We start from the raw sequence: 21,101 nt of genomic DNA on the forward strand, positions 1-21,101 counted from the left end.
TGGCGGCCGTGCTCCCCGGCTTGTGGCCCCAGTAGCCCGCGCTGGCCTTGCGGTACCAGTGGTAGTCGTACCCCGGGGCGATCACCAGCGCCATGTACCACCGCGGCGCCGAGCCGGACGCCGCGCAGGTGGGCGCCAGCAGCGCGCCGTCGCTCTGGGCGCCCGCGCCCACCGTGTTGCACGCCATGACGCTGGTGCCCGCGCACGTGGCGCGGCCCGGCTGCGCGAAGGTGTCGGTGCGGCGGTTGGTCGCGTAGTTGTAGCAGTTGTTGTTGCGCAGCGTCAGCCCCGAATTCCAGAACGAGGGGTTGAAGGCGCCCGCCTCGATGCTGCAGCTGCCCACCGTCTGCGTCACCCACGTGGACGCGTCACGGCCGATGACGGTCGCGGGGTTCCAGCAGGCCGCCGCCGCCGACAGGTCCGCCGAAGCCGTGCCGTCCGACGGGGCGGACGCCGCGGTGAAGGTGCCGGAATCCTCCGCCGTCGCGGGCTCGGCCAGCAGCGCCGAGTACGCCTGCGCATCCGTGGGCGCCTCGGTGAACTCGCCTGAGGTGGAGGCGTCCGCCATCTGCCGCTGGATGAGCGCGCGCAGGTTCATCTTGTCGTAGCTGGGGCCGGCGTCCTCGGCCCCGCCCGCCGGCGCGGCGTTGCCCAGGCCGGAGAGCAGGCGCTCGGCGAACTCGAACGAGCGGGCGTTGTCGCGCGCCCGCCCGCTGCCCAGGCGGAACGCGGCCGGCAGCGCGCGCCCGAACTCCGCGACGGCCGGCTTGGCGCCTTCGTACTCCGATTCCACCAGGATCCCGCGGTATCCCAGGATGCCGGGGAACGCGTCCGCCGGGGCCAGGGCCTCGGGGCGGCGCTGCAGGTCCTGCAGCAGGTCCCGCGCCTGCTTCTCGTCCAGCACCCACGAGGGGTTGGGCCGCCCCGAGAAGATGTCGAGAGTGATGCGTGCCATGGAAACCTCCCTGTAGTGGTACGTTGGCCTGATGCGGGCGGCATTGGCCGGTCCGCACCTGATAGCTAACGGGGTTTCTTCGACACATCAATTCATGGCGGATAATGATTACGGTGTAGCCGCCACGCCGTGCCAAGTCGTTGGAGATTCGACAGATGGGGATCAGGGCCGTCCGGCGCGAAGGCGCATGGGGAGCGGCACGGGGCAGGCGGGCCGCGCCTGCCGGGCCGCCTTGCTGCGCGGGGTCGCCGCGTCTAGATTGCCCGGCTCTTTTTCCGGGGCTGGGCGCGGCCCGTCCCCGTTCGGCTTCTCCCACTGGCGCGAGCGAAAGCCATGCAGCAAGTGCACACCGACAATGCCCCGGCCGCCATCGGACCGTACAGCCAGGCCATCGTGGCGAACGGCTTTGTGTTTACCGCCGGCCAGGTGCCGTTCGATCCCAAGACCATGCAGCTGGTGCAGGGCCACATCAGCAGCCAGACCGAGCAGGTGATGAAGAACCTGAAGGCCATTCTGGTGCAGGCCGGCGCCGACCTGTCGTCGGTGGTCAAGACGACGGTGTTTCTGCAGGACATGAACGATTTCGCGGAGATGAACGAGGTGTACGCGCGCCACTTTGGCGATCACAAGCCGGCGCGCAGCACCGTGCAGGTGGCCCGGCTTCCCCGCGACGCGGCGGTGGAGATCGAGTGCGTGGCCGTGCTGCTGGACCGCTGACCGCGGCGACAATCCGGGCGCCTTCCGCGGGTGCGGAAGGCGCCGTTGCTTTTTTCCTGACCAAACCCCGAGCGGCACCATGACGAGCGTCAATCCGCACATCTTCCGGCAGTACGACATCCGCGGCGTGGTGGGCCCCGACGTGGACGCCCAGGTGGCCGAGCAGATCGGCCGCGCCTTTGCCTCGCTTGCGCGCCGCCGGCTGGGCAAGGACGCCCCGGTGCTGTCGCTGGGCCGCGACAACCGCCTCACCAGCGACGAACTGGCCGCCGCCGTGCGCCGCGGCATGACGGCCGCCGGCGCCCGCGTGGTGGACGTGGGGCTGGTGCCCACCCCGGCGCACAGCTTCAGCGTGGCGCACGGCGGGCTTGACGGCGGGCTGCAGGTGACCGGCTCGCACAACCCGCCGCAGTACAACGGGTTCAAGATGACGCTGGGCGGCCGCTCCATTTTTGGCGACTCCATCCAGGAGATCCGCCGCATGATCACGGAGAGCGACTACGAGAGCGGCGGCGGCACGGTGGAAACGCGCGACGTGCTGGACGACTACGTGAAGGTGATCGCCGGCAAGTTCACCATCGAGCGCCCCATCAAGGTCGTGGTGGACTGCGGCAACGGCACGGGGAGCATCATCGCCGTGCGGCTGCTGGAGGCGCTGGGGCCCAACGTGAGCGTCATCCCTATCTTCTGCGAGTCCGACGGCACCTTTCCCAACCACCACCCGGACCCCGTGGTGGACAAGAACCTGGTGGACATCATCGCCAAGGTGAAGGAGACGGGGGCGGACCTGGGCGTGGCCTTTGACGGCGACGCGGACCGCATCGGCGCGATCGACGACAAGGGCGAGATCGTTCGCGGCGACACGCTGCTGCTCCTCTACGGCCTGGACCTGATCCAGAAGCACGGGGCGGGGCAGAAGGTGGTGCTGGACGTAAAGTGCTCGCAGCAGCTCACCGAGGTGCTGGAGGCCCACGGCGGCGTCGCCATCATGAACGCCACCGGCCACTCGCTCATCAAGGAGCGGATGAAGGAGGAGCACGCCCTGCTGGCCGGCGAGCTCAGCGGCCACATCATGTTCGGCGACAACTACTACGGCTTTGACGACGCGCTGTACGGCGCCGCGCTGCTCATCGACATCGTGGCGCGCCAGGGGCGGCCGCTGAGCGCCTGGCTGAACGAGTTCCCCAGGTTCGTGTCTACGGCGGAGCTGCGGTACCCGGCCACGGAGGAAACCAAGTTCGCCATCGTGGGCCGCGCCACGGAGCACTTTCGCAAGGACCACGAGGTGATCGACGTGGACGGCGCCCGCGTGCTGTTCGGCGACGGGTGGGGCTTGATCCGCGCCAGCAACACCGAGCCGGTGCTGGTGGCCCGCTACGAGGCCAAGACGCCCGAGCGCCTGGCGGAGATCCGCGGCGAGATGGAAGGCTGGCTCAAGGGCGAAGGGATCGGCTCCGCGTCGGACGGGCACTGAGAAAACAAGTGCCCAGTGCCCAGTGCCAGGTGCCAGGTGCCTGGGCGGTGAGCCGGGTACGGGAGCACGGGGGAGGGTGAGGTGCGGCCGGCCCGTTCGCGATTGCGGACGGGCCGGCCGTGCATTTCTTGCCGCCGGGGGTGCGCGGGATTATGATGTCGCCTCTTTTGGACGGGGCGCTCCGGCGTACCCCGGCCGGCGCCCGGAACCGCGTGCGTGGCGGACGGGCGCGGACCACACGAGAGTGCCCGGCGATCGGCGGGCCGTGCCCGGTGGATGGGCCGGAAAGCCGTCGGGCTCTGTGCATTGCGCCCCCGCATCCGGGCACTCGTACCTGAGCACCGGGCACTTGTACCTGGGCACTTGGCACTGGGCCCTTTGTCCCTCAGCACTGCTGTTCCGTTGTACCTTCACTCGAACCGGACTCATCCGTGAACATCCACGAATATCAGGCGAAGGAGCTGCTCGCCGCACAGGGGGTTCCCATCCCCATGGGCGAGGTGGCCACCACGCCCGAGCAGGCGGAGCAGATCGCCCGGCGCCTGGGCGGCGCCGTGGTCGTCAAGGCGCAGGTGCACGTCGGCGGCCGCGGCAAGGCCGGCGGCGTCAAGCTGGCCAAGACCCCCGAAGAAGCGCGCGAAAAGGCGCAGGCCATCCTGGGGATGGACATCAAGGGGCTCACGGTGGAGAAGGTGCTGATCGCCCCGGCCGCGGACATCGACACCGAGGCCTACGTCGGCATCATCCTGGACCGCGCCAGCCATGCGCCGGTGTGGATGGTCAGCGCCGCGGGCGGCGTGGACATTGAAGAGGTGGCCGCCACCGATCCGGACAAGATCACCAAGCTGCGCGTGGACCCGCGCTACGGCTTTCTGCCCCACCAGGCCCACCTGCTCGCCACCAAGCTCTACAGTGATCCCAAGCAGGTGCGCGCCACCGCCAAGATCCTGCAGCAGCTGTACAAGGCGTTCATGGAGAACGGCGCCTCGCTGGCCGAGATCAACCCGCTGATCACCACCCCCGCGGGCGAGGTCCTGGCGCTGGACGCCAAGCTGAGCGTGGACGACAACGAACTCTTCCGCCTTCCCGCCGTCGAGGCGCTGCGCGATGAGTCCGCCGAAGACCCGGCCGAGGTCACGGCGCGCAACGCCAACCTCACGTTCATCAAGCTGGACGGCGACGTGGGCTGTATCGTGAACGGCGCCGGGCTGGCGATGGCCACCATGGACCTGGTGAAGTACTACGGCGGCGAGCCCGCCAACTTCCTGGACATCGGCGGCTCGTCCAATCCGGAAAAGGTGGTGAACGCCCTCAAGATCATCACGGGCGACCCCAACGTGAAGGCGATCCTGTTCAACATCTTCGGCGGCATCACCCGCACCGACGACGTGGCGAACGGGATCGTGACCGCGACGAAGATGATCGACATCAAGGTGCCCATCGTCATTCGCCTGACCGGGACCAACGAAGAGATCGCGGTGAAGATCCTGGCGGACGCCGGCTTCACCGCGCTGACCGACATGGACGAGGCCGTGCAGAAGGCCGTCGCTTTGGCCAAGGGAGAGTCCCAGTGAGCATCTTCATCGATCAGAGCACCAAGCTCGTCGTCCAGGGCATCACGGGGCGCGACGGTTCGTTCCACGCCAAGCAGATGATGGAGTACGGGACCGACGTCGTCGCCGGCGTCACCCCGGGCAAGGGCGGGCAGATGTTCGAGGGCCGCGTGCCCATCTTCAACACCGTCGAGGAAGCGGTCCGCGAAACGGGCGCCAACTCGTCCGTGATCTACGTGCCGCCCGCGTTTGCCGCGGACGCCATGTTCGAGGCGGCGGACGCGGGGATCGCGTTCATCGTCTGCATCACCGAAGGCGTGCCGGTGCTGGACATGACCCGCGTTCGCCCGTACGTGCTGGACAAGGGCGCCCGCCTGCTGGGCCCCAACTGCCCGGGGCTGCTCAGCGCCGGCAAGAGCAAGGTCGGCATCATTCCCGGCCACATCACGCAGCCCGGCCCCGTGGGCCTCGTGTCCAAGAGCGGCACGTTGACCTACGAGGTGGTCTACAAGCTCAAGGGCGCGGGGATCGGAACGACGACGTGCGTGGGCATCGGCGGCGACCCCATCAACGGGACGTCGTTCATCGACTGCCTGGCCGCGTTCGAGGCGGATCCGGACACCAAGGCCATCGTGATGCTGGGCGAGATCGGCGGCAACGACGAGCAGAACGCCGCCGAGTACATCAAGCAGCACGTCACCAAGCCGGTGGTGGGCTTCATTGCCGGGCAGACGGCGCCTCCGGGGCGCCGCATGGGCCACGCGGGCGCCATCATCAGCGGCGGCGCGGGGACGGCGGAGGAAAAGATCGCCTCGTTCCACGCCAACGGCATCGGCGTCGCCAAGCGCCCGCTGGACGTGGTGGGGCTGATTCAGGAGGCGCTCTGAACCAGGGCGTTCCCCGGGCGGGGCGCGAAGTTCGGCTGACGGAGATTCTTCGCGCCGAGCACGTCGTGGCCCCGCTCGAGGCCGGCACCGTTCGCGAGGCGGTCACCCGTCTTGCGGAGGTGCTGGTGCGCACCGGCGCCGTGGCGCATCCGGACCAGATGGAGCGGATGTTCAGCGAGGCGCGGGTGCGCGACCTGATTCACGTGGGCGACCGCGTCCTTCTTCCGCACCTGCGGACGGACGCGGTGGACCACCTGGTGGTGGCGGTCGGCATTGCGCCGCGCCCCCTGGCCGAGGCGCCGGGCGACGCGGCGGCCGCGGTGGCGCAGGTGGTGGTGCTGGTGCTGGCGCCGCTCTCCGCGGCGGACCTGTACCTGCAGACGGTGGCGGCCCTGGCGCGGGTGCTGCGCTACGACGCCGTCGTAGACCGCCTCGTGGCGGCGCGCACGCCGGCGGAGGTGCTGGGCATCGGCGAAGTGCGCGAGATCACCATCCAGCCGCGGCTCACCGTGCGCGACGTGATGACGCAGCGGGTGTTCCGCACGTCGCCCGACGCGCCGGTGCAGGAGGTGCTGGACCTGATCGCCGAGCACAAGCTGCGGGCGATTCCGGTGGTGGGGGAGGGGCGCGAGGTGCTGGGGATGGTGACCGACCGCGACCTGCTCCGCTACTTTCTACCGGGCGTGCAGCGCCCGGCAGACGCCACGGCGGCGGCCTGGAAGGAAACGCGGGTGCGCGACGTGATGTCGCGCTCCGTGATCTGCGTGTCCGAGGAGCAGGCTCTGGCCGAGGTCACCAGCATGCTGGTAAGCAAGGACATCGAGCGGCTGCCCGTGGTGCACGAGGGGCAGCTGACCGGCTTTCTGACGCGCGGCGACATCCTGCGCAAGGTGTTCGGGTTCGCCGCGTCTCCCGTTGAATCCACTCAAGACGAAGGATAGATCGCATGGCTCGTACGTTCGCCATGATCAAGCCCGACGCCGTGCAGAGCGGCCACGCCGGCAAGATCATCGCCCACATTCAGCAGGCCGGCTTCCAGATCCTGGGGATGAAGCTCACCCAGATCAGCCTGGCGCAGGCGCAGAAGTTCTACGAGGTGCACAAGGAGCGCGGGTTCTACGGCGAGCTGGTGGAGTTCATGTCCAGCGGCCCGTCCGTGGTGCTGGCCCTGCAGGCCGACAACGCGGTGAGCCTGTGGCGCGAGACGATCGGCGCGACGGATCCGGCCGAGGCCGCCGAGGGCACCATCCGCAAGCTGTACGCGGAGAACAAGGGCCGCAACGCGGTGCACGGCTCCGACAGCGACGAGAACGCGGACATCGAGATCGCGTTCTTCTTCGCCGGCACCGAGCTGGTGGGCTGAATCCGTTTCGTTTCCGGATCAAGATCAGGGCGCTCCTTGCGGGGCGCCCTTTTCGTTGGATGGGGAACGGAACGGCAATCTCACACACAGACACAAAGCCATAGAGAACAGCAACGGCGGAACCCCCTCTCACGGAGTACACGGAGGGCAGGGAACACGGAGGACACGGTACTGCGTGCGTGTCCGGACCATGTACTGTCTCTCCAAGTGATTTCACCACAACGCGTTGTCATCCTGAGGAGGCGCCGGACGCACCTTCCCCGGCGCCGAGCGTTGGCGCCGACGAAGGATCTACTTTCCGCCGAGCCAACGTTGCGACAGGCGCCACACTCGCCCGGCAGGCACAGCATCCGCCGGACGGGGAATGGAACGGGAGCGGAGCGCGAGGACGCACCACCCGATCGTGTCCGTTCATCGTCCCGAACCACGAAAAACGCTCGCCCGCGTTTGACAGTGGGCGCGCTGGCCGGGTAGAATCGTCGCCGGTTCTCTGGCCCCATACCCGCATCCGTTCCGCCGCATGCAGCCCGTTGCCCCTTCGTGCGCCCTGGAGTTCCGCGCGCGGTACTCCGAGACGGACCAGATGGGGATCATCTACCACGCCAACTACCTGGTGTGGTGCGAGATCGGCCGCACGGAACTCATCCGCCGCCTGTGGAAGCCGTACTCCCAGGTGGAAAAGGACGAGGGGGTGCTGCTGGCCGTGACCGACGTCACGCTGCGCTACCACGCGTCCGCGCGCTACGAGGACCTCATCCGCGTCACCACCACGCTGGAGCAGGTGCGCTCGCGCGCCGTCGCTTTCGCCTACCTGATCGAGCGGGTGGAAGAGGACGGAACCACTACGCGGCTCTGCACCGCGCGCACGGGGCTGACCGCCCTGGACCGCGCCGGCGCGCCGCGCAAGCTGCCGCCCGACCTGCTGGACGCCTTTCGCGCCGCCACGGAGCCCGCATCATGAGCCGTCCCCCCGTTCTGCTCGCCGCCTCGCTCGCCGCCGCGGCGCTGGCCTCCGCCTGCGCGCCCGCCCTGAGCACGGCGCGCACCGCCGGCCCGGTGGACGCCGCCGCGCTGATCCGCCTGGAAGACCGGCGCGAGTACGATTCCACCGCGCTCGCCGCCGCGGCGGAGGCGCCGAGTGCCGCGTTGCGCCGCCGCGCCGCGCTCTCCGCGGCCAACCTGCGCGACCGGCGCGCCATCCCCCTTCTGGGGCGGATGCTGGCGGACGAGGACACTTCCGTGGCCGCCACCGCCGCGTTCGCTCTCGGCCAGATCGCCGACAGCGCGGCCGTCCCGCTCCTGGCCCCGTACGTGTCGAACGCCCGCATCGCCGCCGCGCCGACGGTCGTCGGGGAGGCGGCGTACGCGCTGGGCAAGATCCGCCATCCCGCCGCGCGGGCCGCGCTGGAGGGCCTGCTGGCCGGCGCCACGGTGGACGCCGCGGGCACGCGCGAGGCGGTCGGCCCGGCGCTGCTGGGCATCTGGCGCCAGGGACGGCCCACCCCCGTGCCCGCCGTCGCGCGCTGGCTGCGCTCTGCCGACCCCGAGCTTCGCTGGCGCGCGGCGTACGCGCTGGCCCGCCGCGCGGAGCCCGCCACCGCCGGCGCGCTCTTTCCCGCCGCGCGGGACGAGGACGCCCTCGTCCGCTCCTTCGTTGCCCGCGTGCTCACCGGGCCCATGGCGGACTCGTCGGGCGTGGGGCGCGACCGCGCGCTGCAGACGCTGGTCGCGCTCGCGGGGGCGGACACGTCCATGCCGGTGCGCGTCAACGCGCTTCGCACGCTGGGCACCTACCCGGGCGCGGCCGCGCTCGGGGTGCTGAGCGACCGCGCCGCATCCGCCCGCGACCCGTACGACGTGATCGCCGCGCTGGAAGGGATGCAGCGGATGGGCGCCGACGCACGTTCCGCCGCGCCGCTGCTGGCCTCCATCATTCGTGACCCGGCGCGCAACGTCTTCGTGCGGCAGACGGCGATGGCGGCGCTGGTGGCGGTGGACTCGCAGGCCGCGCTGCAGGCGGTGACGGCGATCGAGACCGCGCCGCAGTGGCGGCTGCGCGCCTCCGCCGCGCGCGTGTACGCCGCGGTCAGCCCCGCTTCCCGCCAGCGGCTGGGTGCGTGGCTCGCCGATCCGGACGGCCGCGTGGCCGCCGCCGCGCTGGAAGAAGCCGTCGGCGCCACGGAGGACAGCATCGGGGAGATCCGCGGCGTGCTCTTCGCCGCGCTGGACCACCGCGACGTCATCGCGCGCACCAACGCGCTCACCGGACTGGCAAAGCTGGCCGATCCCGCCACGCTCCCGCGGGTGCTGGATGCGTACGGCCGCGCCCAGCGCGACTCCATGAACGACGCCGCCCTCGCCGCCGTGGACGCGGTGGGCGCCATCGCCAAAAAGGATCCCGCGGCGCGGACGCAGTTCTTCGCCCGCTTTCCCCGTTCGGGGGACTACCTGGTGCGGCAGCGCGTGCAGACCGCGTTCGCCGACACCGTCCCCGCGGCGTGGGGCGCGCCGCTCCCCGTGGAAACCGGCCGCCGCGCGTCCGAGTACGCCCGCGCGGGGCGGGAGACGATGGGCCCGCGCCGCCGCGCCGTCATCACCACGGACCGCGGCGAGATCGAGGTGGAGTTCTTTGGGCAGGAGGCGCCGCTGACGGTGCAGAACTTCCTCACGCTGGCGCAACGCGGCTACTTTGACGGGCAGGAATGGCCGCGCGTGGTGCCCAACTTCGTGATCCAAGGGGGCGATCCGCGCGGGGACACTTCCGGCGGTCCGGGGTATGCCATCCGCGACGAGATCAATCGCCACGTCTACGGCCGTGGCACGCTCGGCATGGCGCTCTCCGGCCCGGACACGGGCGGGAGCCAGTGGTTCATTACCCACTCGCCGCAGCCGCACCTGGACGGCACCTACACCGTGTTCGGCCAGGTGGTGCGGGGGATGGACGTGGTGGACCGCATTCTGCCGGGCGACCGCATCCTACGAATCAGGGAGGTCCGTTGATCCGCTATCGCCTGACCGCGGCCGCGTTCGCCGCGGCCCTGGCCGGCTGCGCCCCCGCCGCGCAGACCGCGGGAACCGCCACGCCCGGGGGCAGCACGCCCGCCGCGGCCGACCCCGCGCCCATTGCCGCGGAGGCGCGGCGCGCCACCACTCCGTCGTCCCCGCGCCAGGCGCAGTTCGGCTGGCAGCTGGACGAGGCGGGCGCGCAGTTCCGCGGCCGCGGGGTGGCGCGGTACGTGGCCCCGGGCCGCTTTCGCCTGGACCTGTTCGGCCCGCGGGGCGAGACGTACCTGGCGGCCGCCATGGTGGATGGGCAGATGCGCGTGCCCGCCGCCCTGCTGGCGGCGCGCTTCTCCCTGCCGTCGCCCGCGCTGCTCTGGGGCGCGGTGGGCGTCGTGGCCCCGCCGGCGGATGCGCGCCTGCTGGAGGCATCCACCGTCGGCGAGTCCGCCACCCTCCGATACCAGCTGGGCGACGACGTACTGGAGTACCGGCTGCGCGGCGGCCGGCTGCAGAGCGTGCGCCGCAGCGCGCGCGGCGGCGTGGCTGAATCCATCGACCTTACCTGGAACGAGGCGGGGCAGCTGGGCCGCGCGCAGTACCGCGACTGGGCCGCCTACCGCACGCTGAACCTTACCGTGGAGTCGCAGACCGATGTTGCTGGCTTTCCTGAAGAAACGTGGAGCCCGCCGGGCACTTGACGCCGCGGCGCTGGCGCTCGTCCTCACGCTGGGCGGGTGCCTGTACAGCTTCACGGGCGGCGGCCTGCCCTCGCACATCCGCCGCGTGTACATCGAGCCGTTCGAGAACGGGACCCCGTATCCGGGGATGGAATCCGAGCTGCTGCGGCAGCTGCAGGAGCGCTTTCCCGGCAATCTGGGCGTGCGCCTGGCCTCGCAGCAGACGGCCGACGCCATCGTGCGCGGCCGGCTGATCCGCGCGGAAGAGCAGACCACCAACTACGATCCGCGCAGCGTGGGCGGCCGGGTGAACGCGCTCGAGCGGCAGGTGCAGATCAGCTTTGACGCGGAGATCTACGACGTGCGCGAGGACCGCGTGCTGTGGAAGGGCAACGGGATCACCGCCCTCGGCACCTTTGATCCGGGGCGCGAGAGCGTGGAAGTGGGCCGCCGCAAGGCGCTGATCGAGGTGGTGCAGAAGATGGTAGAGGGAGCGCAGTCGCAGTGGTGATCCGCATCGCCTCGCGCGGCAGCGAGCTCGCGCTCTGGCAGTCCCGCGCCGTGGCCGACGCCCTGCGTGCCGCCGATTCCGCCCTGGAGGTGGAGATCGAGGTCATCCGGACCACCGGCGACCGCATTCAGGACGTGCCGCTGGCCAAGATCGGCGACAAGGGGCTGTTCACCAAGGAGCTGGACAACGCGCTCCTGGCCGGCGAGGCGGACCTGGCCGTCCACTCGCTCAAGGACGTGCCCACCCGCCTGCCGGACGGGCTGACGCTCGCGGCCGTGACGGTGCGCGAGGACCCCCGCGACGTCGTCCTGCTGCCGCCCGGGCGGGCGGGCGGGCTGGACGCGCTGGAGCCCGGCGCGCGCGTGGGCACCAGCTCGTTGCGCCGGGTGGCGCAGCTGCGCAAGCTGCGGCCGGACCTGCAGCTGCTGGACCTGCGCGGCAATCTGAACACGCGCCTGGCCAAGCTGGACCGCGGCGAGTACGACGCCATCATCCTGGCGGCGGCCGGCGTGCTGCGGCTGGGGTGGAGGGAGCGCATCAGCGCGTACCTGGAGCCGCCGCGCTGGCTTCCGGCGGTGGGGCAGGGCGCGCTGGCCATCGTCTGCCGCACGGACCGCGACGACATCCGCGCCGCGCTGGCCCCGCTGAACGACCCCGCGACCGCGGCGGCCACCGCGGCGGAGCGTGCGCTGCTGCGCAGCCTGGAAGGTGGCTGCCAGATCCCCATCGGCGCGCTGGGGCTGGTGGATGAGGGGCAGGTGTTCCTTGCCGGGCTCGTGGCGGACACGGACGGCTCGCGCATTCTGCGCGTGCACCAGGCCGGCGCGGCCAAGGATGCCGAGGCCGTGGGCCGGGCCGCGGCAGGCGAGCTGCTCGCCAAGGGCGCCGGAGAGATCCTGGAAGCCGTCCGCGCGCGGGTGGGCGCCCCGGAGCCCGCGGCGCCGTAGAAGCAGCGGCGCAGGGCCGGAGGCGGGCCCGGCGAGTTCTCTGCGCACAGGGCCGCTGAGCGACTGAAGTCGCCGCAACAACGGCTGAAAGCCTCACGATACTGCTGTGAGGCTGCATCGGCGCGGGTTCCGGGCCGGGTGCGAAGTCTCCCCTCTCCGTGCGCAGTTTGCACGGGGAGGGGTCGGGGGAGGGGCCTCCCGCGGCGGCCGGGCGAAAGCCCGCTCCAGTGCCGAACGCCGCCCGCGCACTGAGGTCTCCCTTTCTCCCGCGACAGCGGGGGAGAGGGCCGGGGAGAGGGGGCCTCTCCGCGTGATGCCACCGATCGTAGCGGCTCCGATCTTCCGCGCGCGCCGAGGATCGAACCGCACTCAGCACTCGGCACTCAGCACTGGGCACTCAGCACTGGGCACTGGGCACTGGGCACTGGGCACTGGGCACTGGGCACTGGGCACTGGGCACTGGGCACTGGGCACTGAGCACTGGGCACTGGGCACTTGAACCTCGGCACTTCCGCCCCACACTCTCATCCACCATACCAGGTATTCCCGTGCCAGAAAGCACCACGCGCAACGACGGCCGTGCTCCCGGCGCGCTGCGCCCCATCACGCTGGAGCGCGGCGCGTCCCTGTACGCCGAGGGCTCCTGCCTCATTACCGCCGGGCGCACCCGCGTGCTGTGCACGGCCTCGGTGGAGCAGGGCGTTCCCGGCTGGCGCAAGGGCAAGGGCGAGGGATGGGTAACGGCGGAGTACGCCATGCTCCCCCGCGCCACCGGCTCCCGCAACCGCCGCGAGCGCGGCCAGGTGGGCGGGCGCACGCAGGAGATCCAGCGCCTCATCGGCCGCTCGCTGCGCGCCTGCGTGGACATGGCCGCGCTCGGCGAGTGGACCATCACCATCGACTGCGACGTGCTGCAGGCGGATGGCGGCACGCGCACAGCCTCCATCACCGGCGGCGCCGTCGCGCTGCACGACGCCTGCGCATGGGTGGCGGAAAAGACGGGTGCGCCCAGCGCCTTTCGCCACTTCGTCGCGGCCATCAGCGGCGGCCTGGTGGGCGGCGATCTGCTGCTGGACCTGGACTACTCGGAGGATGTCCGCGCCGAGGTGGACCTGAACGTGGTGGCGCGCGAGGGCGGGGGATTGATCGAGGTGCAGGGGACGGGCGAGCATGGCGACTTCACCCCCGAGCAGCTGGCCCAGCTCGTCGGCACGGCATCGTCCGCCATCCGCCAGCTGAACGGGATGCAGCGCGGCGCGGTGGGCTGATGCGCCTCGTCGTCGCCACGCGCAACGCGGGCAAGGTGCGCGAGCTGGACCGCCTGCTGGCCGCCGTTCCCGGGATTGACGTGGTGGGCCTCGCTGAGCTGGGCATCGCGGAGACGGCGGAAGAGGACGCGCTGGAGGTGTTCGACACCTTCGAGGAAAACGCACTTGCCAAAGCGCGCTGGTTCGCCCGGCTGACGGGGGACGCCGCGCTCGCGGACGATTCCGGCATCTGCGTGGATGCGCTGGACGGCGCGCCCGGCGTGCGCTCCCGCCGCTTTGCCCCGGTGGACGAGGCGCGCGGCGACCGGCAGGACGAGGCGAACAACCGCCATCTGCTCGAGCGCCTGGCCGGTGTGCCCGATGCGGCGCGCACCGCGCGATACGTGTGCGCCGCCGCCGTCGTGTGGCCGGACGGGCGCGAGCTGGTGCGGATGGGGGCGTGCGAAGGCGTCGTTCTGCATGCCGCGCGCGGCGCTGGCGGCTTTGGATACGACCCGCTCTTCTACCTGCCGGACGAGGGGATGACCTTCGGTGAGCTGCCCGCGGCGCGAAAGGATGAGCTGAGCCACCGGGGGATCGCGATTCGCGCCGTGGCGTCCGCGCTCGCCGGGGGTTGACGCGAACGCGCACTGGGCCTAGGTTTTTCTGCTCTCGACGGGGTGTGGCGCAGTCCGGTAGCGCGCCTGCTTTGGGAGCAGGAGGTCCTCGGTTCGAATCCGGGCGCCCCGACTTTTCACAGGCGCCAGTAGCTCAGCTGGATAGAGCAACGGCCTTCTAAGCCGTAGGTCGCTGGTTCGAGTCCAGCCTGGCGCGTACTCTAAGTTGAGCCCCCACCGTAACTTACGGCGGGGGCTTTTCTGTTTGTTGTGTCCAGTTCAGCGGCTCTGTGCGCAGAATTGTGTGAAAAGAACTGTAAATCGGTGCGAAAACCCGCTAATCTGCCCTTGTGAGAGCCGCGACGGGCGAGTGTGCATCATGTGGTGTAAGTTACACTGTTGCATGACTTTAACACCACCGAAGACGATCTCTGCTCCATCGTAGCTCGAAAAAATCGACCTACGGCTAACCACACCGCAGGACCAGCCTGCGTGCATCGAGTGATCGTTTCGAGTTGTCTCGCCTGATGTCGGCCCATTACTGAGCTTTTTGCAGTGATAATCGTGCGTAGAATCGTGTCGATCAGCCCGGGCCGCTGACCTAATGCCAACCCCGACGGCCGTGCTTCAAAGGCCGTTCTGCTCGAGTGTTTCCGAATGGGATGAGCAGGATTGATGGAGTGTCGAACTTGAAGACGGCTCCGAGAGAGATAGAGAGAAGCCATCCAACCGTGTCGTTAGCAGTGGCACCAGCTGTTCGAGATGCTGCTCTACTCGGAACTCCACCACTTCTGAACGGTGACGCACTTCACCCAAGTGTCCGTAAACCCGTTCGACCAGGTGCACGCCCGTGTGGCCCAATTCGCGCGCCACGGTGAAGGTCGACACGGGAGCCCCGCGGTCGAGCGTCTGCAGCCGCGCGGTTGCATAACCATGGCGGAGCTTGTTCCAGCGTACCTCTCCCGGCCGGAAACCGACGCGACTGCCGAGCGTGTCGAGCATCTTCCGCGAATCCGTGATCATGCCCTCCTTACCGGTCGCCAGCAGGCGCTCGGAGGGAAAGAGCAGCCGGTTCAGCCGCGATCCGTACTGGTCGAGATAATCAGACAGAATTTCCGCGAGTTGCGGCCAGAGCGGCACGGCGCGTGTCGATCTAGGCGTTTTTAGCCTCCGCCAGGAGTTCGGGTGGATGCGAACAACTCGCCTGGTAAAGTCCACATCCTCGACTTCGATCCCGAATGCCTCGCGCATTCGGCAACCGGTGAGCGCGATGAATGCGATCAGCGGATAGCTGCATTCGGGCAAGGGGCGAGCTGGTGGAGTCGGTCGGTATGTCCGCGCGGATTCCAGGAGCGCAGCCGTTTGCCAAGGCTCGAACCACTCATCCAGAGGAGGAGATTCCGATGGTTTTACGATGCCGCCGATCGGATTTGGTCCGTGATAGACACGTTCGCGGATAGCCGCTGTGAACAGGCCGCTGAGCGCCTCCAGGTACTTCCGCTGCGTGGATCCGGAAAGTTTGCCGCCTCGGCCATTCGGAAACTCCTTGAGCCAGATCTTGAAGCGGAGCATCTCCCGCGGCGTAATCGTCAGCAGCGGCGTGTCGGCTCCAAAGAACCGGATCGCGCCCGATTGTAGCCGCGCACCCGTTTCCTTGAGCCAGAGCTCCGTAACCGTGGCTTCCTGACGCCGGAGTGCGAGATGCTGAGGGACGAACGCGCCGAGGGTCATCCGCCTTTCCACTCCCAGAACCGCGCGGTCTACCGCCACCTGCTCCAGTTCCTTCACGCGATCCGCAAACACCTTCGCCGCGATGGTGGGGTTGGTCGTGCCCAGGCGCTTTGGTGATCCGGGCTCGATCAGAGGTTCGCGCCCGTGCCCGAGCGACGTGAAGTCTCCCCACGCTCGTGGGGGACCGTCTCCGTGTATGCGCCAGTAGATCCTCGCCATCCTTATCGCTTCTGGTCAGATTGGATTCGAGCATGCTCCCGATCCGAGAGTCCGCTGCCAGCAGAGCTTACCTCGGGTTTCATAGCAATGGTATGTAAACTCCGTGGACGCATAGCCGTTGCTGGTCATAGCGTTGGCTATGGCCGGCACCGACCCAGACCTCATCCGCTTCGGAGCGGCGATCCGCACACTCCGCATGCGACGGCGACTCACCCAGGAGAAGCTTGCCGCATTGTCCCACTTGGACCGGAGCTTCGTCGGTCAGATCGAGCGCGGCGAAAGCAACGTCAGCTTCTTGAACGTGCTGCGGCTCCTTGGTGGCTTGAAGGCCAGTTGGAGCGAGCTCGCCTCGCTACTCGACTGATGCCTTCTGCGCGGGTAAGGTAGAGCCCGCCGCTTGGCGGCTCCACGAAGGGTATGTAAACTCCGCACACGATCTCGTCAACGGCCGCGGTCGGCGCGGGACGGTGACCCGGGGTATCTCGTCTTTGAACAAAGACCGTTTCCCCTTCAGCCATCCTTGCCCACCGTGTCGAGACGCAAGATGGGTCGCCGTCCTGCGACCGAGACAGAACCTCGCGCGTACATTCGCTGGCTCGGGGGACGCGCGTACGCTGAACTGGGTGGTTGGGCTGCGTGGGGTGGCCGGCGCCAGGAACCGCTACGAGCGCCTGGGGAGAAGTTCGCGACTGACCAGCCCAACACGGCAGCGATCCTTTTTGGATACCGTTTGGCGGAGCTACGCGAGCATCGCGAGGCGGAGGAGAAAGCCGCCGCGGCCGCAGTGTCGGTGCCGACCTCCATCGCATCCTTCATCGATTATCACTTGGCCTGCAAGGCGCAGGTCGGACGCCACAGACCATCAGAGCGCGAACTGAGTCTGCTGCGTACGCGCCTTATCCGTGCTGCGCGGTTCCTTCACAGCCGGGGGCTCCGCGACCTGCGCGAGATCACCCGCGGGGATGTCGCCGCGTACGTGAAGCATCTTAAGGACGAGGTCAGGAGTGCGCCTGGGGCCGCGCGTCCACGAGTCAATTACCTCAGTCCCGCCACGCAGGGGAAATACCTTAGGGCACTCAGCAACCTGCTAAAGCGGGCACTAACCACCGGGATCATCCACACCAATTTCGTGGCGGACCTGGTCGATGAATACGACGGCTGAGCGATTTGTGAACAGGTACGTACGCGTGAGTGGCCGAATCGCAGGATGAGGTAAAGCGGGTCGCGGTGGTGGTTCGCCCGCGGCTGGTTGATAGAGGGATGCGCGGCTGGGGCTCACGCCGTATTTGGCTTGCTCGTCCACCCGCCGGGCGAGCGGGGTTCGGACAAGTTCCTCGGCCACTTCAAACAGATCAAGGTCTACGCACCAAAATTGGGGCTCCTAACACCTCGCGAGCCGGATGAACGCGCCTCGGACGAACGCCCGCCGACCTTGGCCCTTACGGGAGATGGCGGTCAAGCAGGGGCTCCTGCGCGGCGATGGCTTCCGCGCTTGGCCCGCCAGGCATTCGGCGCGCCCCAGTGCCCAACCTTCGACCGAGTGGGTGCGCCGGATAGGTGAGCCGCTCGCCCGGCTTCGAAACGACCTGGCGCACGGCTCGTTCGCCCTCGATCCGAGCACTGGTGGCTTCTACCTCTTGTGGCCGACGCGATCAACCAGCTCTCCCCGGAGCGTTCCTGAAAAGCAGGCCGGTTCCGCTCGTCGCCGGAGCGCATCGCCTTCGGCCGCGGTTCGGGAGTGGGCCGGACTACTCGGTGAAGCTGAAGACGGCGACGCAGGTGCTTCGAGGCGTCGACCGATCTGGTTCGGATGGTGAATCCGCTGGCTGTGATAGGACGTCCGGAAAGCTTAGCCGTCGAGACATACCTTTGATGCCCGCCGCTCGATCTCGGGGACGTCGATTCCGCCGGTCACGGGATCATCCTGCGACCACACGAGGATCCCGGCGGGGCCGCCGCCTTCGGTCCACGGTCTGATTCCATGCTGAGCATACCAGACTTTCTTGGCCTCCCAATCGGCCTTGTACCCTGCCAGTCCCAGCATGCCTAGGTGCTCCCAGTAGACGATCCGACCGTCCCGCCGGCGAATCGTGAAGTCGGGTCGGCGCCGCGTGCCGTCAGGCATCACGAGATCCGACTCGTACGCGTACGGCACCCCCAGGCGGAGTAGAGTGTCCGCGACTATGACCTCCGACTTTGAGCAGACCAGCTCCCGGTTGGACGTGCGATGGACGTGCGACCCGTCGAACAGCCGGCCGTCGGGGGTCTCGAAGGGGTCGGCAGGACGGAACAACCGGGTGAGGCGCCGCCCCCTGTCCGACCGCTCGGGACTGCCGAGTTCGCGGATCGCCGCCGGGTCGCCTTGGACGAAGAGCACCACGCCCTCGCGTTGACGCGTGAGCGCGGTGTAGAGCAACTCGGGGGAGAGGATCTGCCAGTTCTCCGCTCCCCGCCCACCGCTTCCGAAGATGAAGCTCGGCCGGCCTTTATGGCTTCCAGTTGCCCCGAGCGACGTCCGCAAGGCGGTCGACTCGCCGAGGGTGATTCCGACGCGATCAGCAAGATGGCGGACAATGAGCTGGTGGAGCTCATCCTCGCTCCTCCACGACTGAATCTCGAGCGTTCCATCCCCCTCGCCGGCGAGCACTCGCGCGAGCGCCTCGTCGGCTCCCGGGGCTGCGTCCTCAACCGTGAAGAGGCTGGCGACGGCGATGTCGTCCCGCGTTCGATCCCCGCCGCCCGATGCCTGCCGGAGCGAGATCGTGAGCTCGGCCAATCCGGCTCCGTAACTCTCGACCGCGTCGGGACGCTGGCCGCGCAGATGCTGCACGAGGTCCGCGAATGGTCTGCCGGCGCCGATCGGAGGAAGCTGACGGTGGTCACCGCAAAGGATGAGTCGGTCCGGATCCTGAAGCGCGTCGATGAGCGAGGCCAGCATGTCCTCGGTTAGCATCGATGCCTCATCGACCACGACCGTTCCGTAGCCCCCGTTCTTGGGAGCTCCGGGGCGAGTGCGGTAGCCCAGCTCGTCGTGCCAGCGCCCTGTCGGTCGAAGGAACTGCGCGAGCGTTTGGGAGCGCGCCCCGATTCGAGAAGCCAGCTGCACCCGCGCCTTCCCGGTCGGCGCGAGCAGGAGGACGCCCCGCGCGCGCACGTCCGGATGCCTGCATAGCGCCTGAAGCATGGTCGTCTTTCCCGTACCGGCCGGACCGACGAGCACCCCGATCGGGGCACGCGCCAGTGCCTCCAGCGCCCGCGCCTTCTCGTAGCGCGCGGGGTCTTCGACGGCGTCCGCACGACGCTCCTCGGTCGAGAGCGCCGCGTCTATCAGGTCGCGCCAGTCCCAGCGCACGTCTAGGGGGCCGCGTTCGATCCGCCGCGCGACCTCTGCGGCGATCAGGTCGCCGTACTCGGCCAGCCGCGCGAGCTGCCAGCCACGGCCCTGATCCCGCGCGAGCGGAGTCTCGACTAGGATCGGTGCAAAGCGGGCTGCCGAGAGATCGAAGACCTCCGATTCAGGATCGCAGATCGGGTTCAGCGGGAGGCGGGCGAGCCGCCGACGCAGGCGCGGCTCGTCCAGCAGCGTGTGCCCTTCGGCCGCCGCAGTCTCGAGGATCTGAGTACATCCCGCGCGCACGCGTCGGTCGTCCCCGGCCTCCGTGATGGGCTCGGGCAGCGGGTAGTGCTCCAGCACGAGGCGCGCTGTGGCGTCCTGAGAAAACAGGCCGCGATCGATGGCCGCCATGCTGATCGAGTCGAATCGTCCGCGGTCCGCCTCGAAGAGCACGTACGGGTTCTTCACCATGTCCGTGTCGGTGGCGGAGATCCCCGCCTCGCTACGCGCCTTTCGGTCCAGCATCCGACGCGCCTGCGCAATCGTGAGCGGGAAGCGGGCGAGAAGCCGGACGAGCGCCACCCGGTCCGCGTCCTCCGCCATACGCTCCCACACCAGTCGCCCCATACGTCCAACGAGCGGGGCCAGAGGGCCATCCGCCGAACCGATCGCGCGATCGAGGAGCGGCCACGGGTCCGGGTCCTCGTTCGGGAGCAATCGGTTGATCCGGTACGCGAGGCTCAGACCACGCTCGATGCCAGCCGCCACGAGTACCGCGCCGAGCCCGGGAAAGGGCCCCCGCTGGTTCCACGTCTCCGCAATGCGCTCATCGACCCAGCGAGCCGCCGCGTCCCACGGTCCTTCGACCTGTCCTGGAAGGAGCCCGAGCACTCGGTGGAGCTCGGTCAGCGCCGCGATCGCGCCGTCGTGGGAGACGAGCTCGGAGACATAGCTGAACTCGTCGAAGTGATCAGTCGGAGTGCGAGCTGCGAACGGCGAGAGGTCCTCACCCGCCAGATGCGGCTCCCGCAGGATCTGCTGGTAGGGCAGGAGAAAGCCGTCCCTGAACCCGGGACGAATGGAATGATGGACCGCTCGTTCCCACAGGTACGACCGAAGGGGTGCGGCAACCTGGTCGCAGTTGTACGGCCATTCCTGGATCGGTCCGACCTCCTCGATGCGTCCGGCACCGACCAGTATCCGTGCCCCCGGCGCTCGATCCTCCAGGAGCGGGATGTCCTTCGCGTAGATCAGGATGATGGACTCGCGCGGCCGGATCGCAGAGAAGAAGGAATCGAGCAGCGCCCGCTGGTTCCGGTGATCCTGGACCCAGTCGGAACTCCAGCCCATGAGTCGGTCGGCCGCGTCCTCCAAGCTCTGGTCGTACGCGATGCCCCACCGTCGAGCGATGTCGGGGGCGGCCTCGCGGCGGGTCCAGCGGTACGGCACCGCCTCGATGCTGTAGGCCGGCATCCGGTGCACTGTATCCTGAAAGTGCCCGTGGCTCGCGGCGTTCTGCCGCTTCGCATAAGCGTGCGAGCGACTGACCGCGTGGGCTCCGGGGCGCATGAAGCCGGCTCGTTCCATGACGCAGGGCGGATATGTGCTCTCCGCGCCAGCGTCGGGCCATGGCGCGCCCCGGCGGGCCTCCTCATCGTCGGCGTCCTTCTTCTGCTTGATATTCTTCAGGACCGTACAGGCGTGGTTCGCGGCCGGGGCCGCGCACACCCGCCCCGTCCAATCCGTGTCGTGCCATGGTATGCGGACCGAGAGGTGCGCCGGCGGTAGCTCCACGGCGCCGTGGGTGTCAGCCCTCGCGGAACTTCTTCTTCGGACTCGGTCCACTATTGGTTACTCCATTACGGG

At 69.0% G+C, this 21,101-nt stretch carries 18 protein-coding genes and 2 tRNA genes; 17 read left to right on the forward strand and 3 right to left on the reverse strand.

What is annotated here, in order from left to right; genetic code table 11:
* Positions 1-955 (reverse strand): hypothetical protein (locus VF665_RS13950; protein WP_331054044.1); only part of this gene is annotated, 955 nt, incomplete at its 3' end.
* 333 nt (positions 956-1,288) lie between these two features.
* Here VF665_RS13950 and VF665_RS13955 point away from each other — a divergent pair.
* The 15 genes from VF665_RS13955 to VF665_RS14025 all read left to right on the forward strand — a co-directional run bounded on the left by VF665_RS13955 (position 1,289) and on the right by VF665_RS14025 (position 14,168).
* Positions 1,289-1,672: a RidA family protein gene (locus tag VF665_RS13955; RefSeq protein ID WP_331054045.1), complete on the forward strand. Its 384-nt coding sequence runs from the start codon at positions 1,289-1,291 to the stop codon at positions 1,670-1,672.
* A 79-nt stretch (positions 1,673-1,751) separates the two neighbouring features.
* Positions 1,752-3,146, forward strand: coding sequence for a phosphomannomutase/phosphoglucomutase (locus VF665_RS13960; RefSeq protein WP_331054046.1), 1,395 nt, complete (start codon positions 1,752-1,754; stop codon positions 3,144-3,146).
* Between the two features lie 431 nt (positions 3,147-3,577).
* The gene (sucC, locus tag VF665_RS13965) at positions 3,578-4,720 is read left to right on the forward strand and encodes an ADP-forming succinate--CoA ligase subunit beta (protein ID WP_331054047.1); all 1,143 of its coding nucleotides are present in this window, start codon (positions 3,578-3,580) and stop codon (positions 4,718-4,720) included.
* The gene (sucD, locus tag VF665_RS13970; protein WP_331054048.1) at positions 4,717-5,586 is read left to right on the forward strand and encodes a succinate--CoA ligase subunit alpha; all 870 of its coding nucleotides are present in this window, start codon (positions 4,717-4,719) and stop codon (positions 5,584-5,586) included. The genes sucC and sucD overlap by 4 nt, the downstream gene beginning before the upstream one ends.
* 44 nt (positions 5,587-5,630) lie before the next feature.
* Positions 5,631-6,527 carry a CBS domain-containing protein gene (locus tag VF665_RS13975; RefSeq protein ID WP_331054061.1) on the forward strand — a complete coding sequence of 299 codons (897 nt, stop codon included), beginning with the start codon at positions 5,631-5,633 and terminating at the stop codon, positions 6,525-6,527.
* Between the two features lie 5 nt (positions 6,528-6,532).
* Positions 6,533-6,949: a nucleoside-diphosphate kinase gene (gene ndk, locus VF665_RS13980; RefSeq protein WP_331054049.1), complete on the forward strand. Its 417-nt coding sequence runs from the start codon at positions 6,533-6,535 to the stop codon at positions 6,947-6,949.
* 520 nt (positions 6,950-7,469) lie between these two features.
* A complete protein-coding gene (locus tag VF665_RS13985; RefSeq protein WP_331054050.1) occupies positions 7,470-7,910 on the forward strand; it encodes a thioesterase family protein in 441 nt (146 codons plus the stop codon).
* Positions 7,907-9,949, forward strand: a complete 2,043-nt coding sequence (locus VF665_RS13990) for a peptidylprolyl isomerase (protein ID WP_331054051.1) — start codon at positions 7,907-7,909, stop codon at positions 9,947-9,949. Before VF665_RS13985 ends, VF665_RS13990 begins: the two co-directional genes overlap by 4 nt.
* The gene (locus tag VF665_RS13995) at positions 9,946-10,650 is read left to right on the forward strand and encodes a hypothetical protein (RefSeq protein WP_331054052.1); all 705 of its coding nucleotides are present in this window, start codon (positions 9,946-9,948) and stop codon (positions 10,648-10,650) included. Before VF665_RS13990 ends, VF665_RS13995 begins: the two co-directional genes overlap by 4 nt.
* Positions 10,604-11,140: an LPS assembly lipoprotein LptE gene (gene lptE / locus VF665_RS14000; RefSeq protein WP_331054053.1), complete on the forward strand. Its 537-nt coding sequence runs from the start codon at positions 10,604-10,606 to the stop codon at positions 11,138-11,140. The genes VF665_RS13995 and lptE overlap by 47 nt, the downstream gene beginning before the upstream one ends.
* On the forward strand, positions 11,134-12,087 hold the full coding sequence (gene hemC, locus VF665_RS14005; RefSeq protein WP_349263134.1) for a hydroxymethylbilane synthase: 954 nt from the start codon (positions 11,134-11,136) through the stop codon (positions 12,085-12,087). Before lptE ends, hemC begins: the two co-directional genes overlap by 7 nt.
* 548 nt (positions 12,088-12,635) lie before the next feature.
* Complete coding sequence (gene rph / locus VF665_RS14010) at positions 12,636-13,355, forward strand: ribonuclease PH (RefSeq protein WP_331054055.1); 720 nt, start codon at positions 12,636-12,638, stop codon at positions 13,353-13,355.
* Positions 13,355-13,972 (forward strand): non-canonical purine NTP pyrophosphatase, encoded by a 618-nt coding sequence (locus VF665_RS14015; protein ID WP_331054056.1) that lies wholly within the window; start codon positions 13,355-13,357, stop codon positions 13,970-13,972. The genes rph and VF665_RS14015 overlap by 1 nt, the downstream gene beginning before the upstream one ends.
* Before the next feature lie 38 nt (positions 13,973-14,010).
* A tRNA-Pro gene (locus tag VF665_RS14020) sits at positions 14,011-14,084 on the forward strand.
* A 10-nt stretch (positions 14,085-14,094) separates the two neighbouring features.
* Positions 14,095-14,168: transfer RNA gene (locus VF665_RS14025), tRNA-Arg, on the forward strand.
* A 410-nt stretch (positions 14,169-14,578) separates the two neighbouring features.
* Here the strand turns inward: VF665_RS14025 and VF665_RS14030 are convergent.
* A complete protein-coding gene (locus VF665_RS14030; RefSeq protein WP_331054057.1) occupies positions 14,579-15,901 on the reverse strand; it encodes a tyrosine-type recombinase/integrase in 1,323 nt (440 codons plus the stop codon).
* A 139-nt stretch (positions 15,902-16,040) separates the two neighbouring features.
* On the opposite strand from VF665_RS14030, the gene VF665_RS14035 reads away from it, so the two are divergent.
* Together VF665_RS14035 and VF665_RS14040 are read left to right on the forward strand one after the other, a co-directional pair.
* Positions 16,041-16,265, forward strand: a complete 225-nt coding sequence (locus VF665_RS14035) for a helix-turn-helix transcriptional regulator (protein ID WP_331054058.1) — start codon at positions 16,041-16,043, stop codon at positions 16,263-16,265.
* Between the two features lie 366 nt (positions 16,266-16,631).
* A complete protein-coding gene (locus VF665_RS14040) occupies positions 16,632-17,063 on the forward strand; it encodes a hypothetical protein (protein ID WP_331054059.1) in 432 nt (143 codons plus the stop codon).
* A gap of 687 nt (positions 17,064-17,750) precedes the next feature.
* On the opposite strand, the gene VF665_RS14045 is transcribed toward VF665_RS14040, so the two are convergent.
* Entirely contained in the window at positions 17,751-21,029 is a 3,279-nt protein-coding gene (locus VF665_RS14045) for an AAA family ATPase (protein WP_331054060.1), read from the reverse strand.
* Positions 21,030-21,101 lie beyond the last annotated feature (72 nt).

Origin of the sequence: Longimicrobium sp. (genome assembly GCF_036387355.1) — a bacterium.
Classification (GTDB): domain Bacteria; phylum Gemmatimonadota; class Gemmatimonadetes; order Longimicrobiales; family Longimicrobiaceae; genus Longimicrobium.

Coding starts and splice junctions, on each gene's coding strand:
- VF665_RS13955 (WP_331054045.1), top strand. CDS start 1,289: ATGCAGCAAGTGCACACCGACAATGCCCCGGCCGCCATCGGACCGTAC.
- VF665_RS13960 (WP_331054046.1), top strand. CDS start 1,752: ATGACGAGCGTCAATCCGCACATCTTCCGGCAGTACGACATCCGCGGC.
- ndk (WP_331054049.1), top strand. CDS start 6,533: ATGGCTCGTACGTTCGCCATGATCAAGCCCGACGCCGTGCAGAGCGGC.
- VF665_RS13985 (WP_331054050.1), top strand. CDS start 7,470: ATGCAGCCCGTTGCCCCTTCGTGCGCCCTGGAGTTCCGCGCGCGGTAC.
- VF665_RS13990 (WP_331054051.1), top strand. CDS start 7,907: ATGAGCCGTCCCCCCGTTCTGCTCGCCGCCTCGCTCGCCGCCGCGGCG.
- lptE (WP_331054053.1), top strand. CDS start 10,604: ATGTTGCTGGCTTTCCTGAAGAAACGTGGAGCCCGCCGGGCACTTGAC.
- VF665_RS14015 (WP_331054056.1), top strand. CDS start 13,355: ATGCGCCTCGTCGTCGCCACGCGCAACGCGGGCAAGGTGCGCGAGCTG.
- VF665_RS14030 (WP_331054057.1), bottom strand. CDS start 15,901: ATGGCGAGGATCTACTGGCGCATACACGGAGACGGTCCCCCACGAGCG.
- VF665_RS14035 (WP_331054058.1), top strand. CDS start 16,041: ATGGCCGGCACCGACCCAGACCTCATCCGCTTCGGAGCGGCGATCCGC.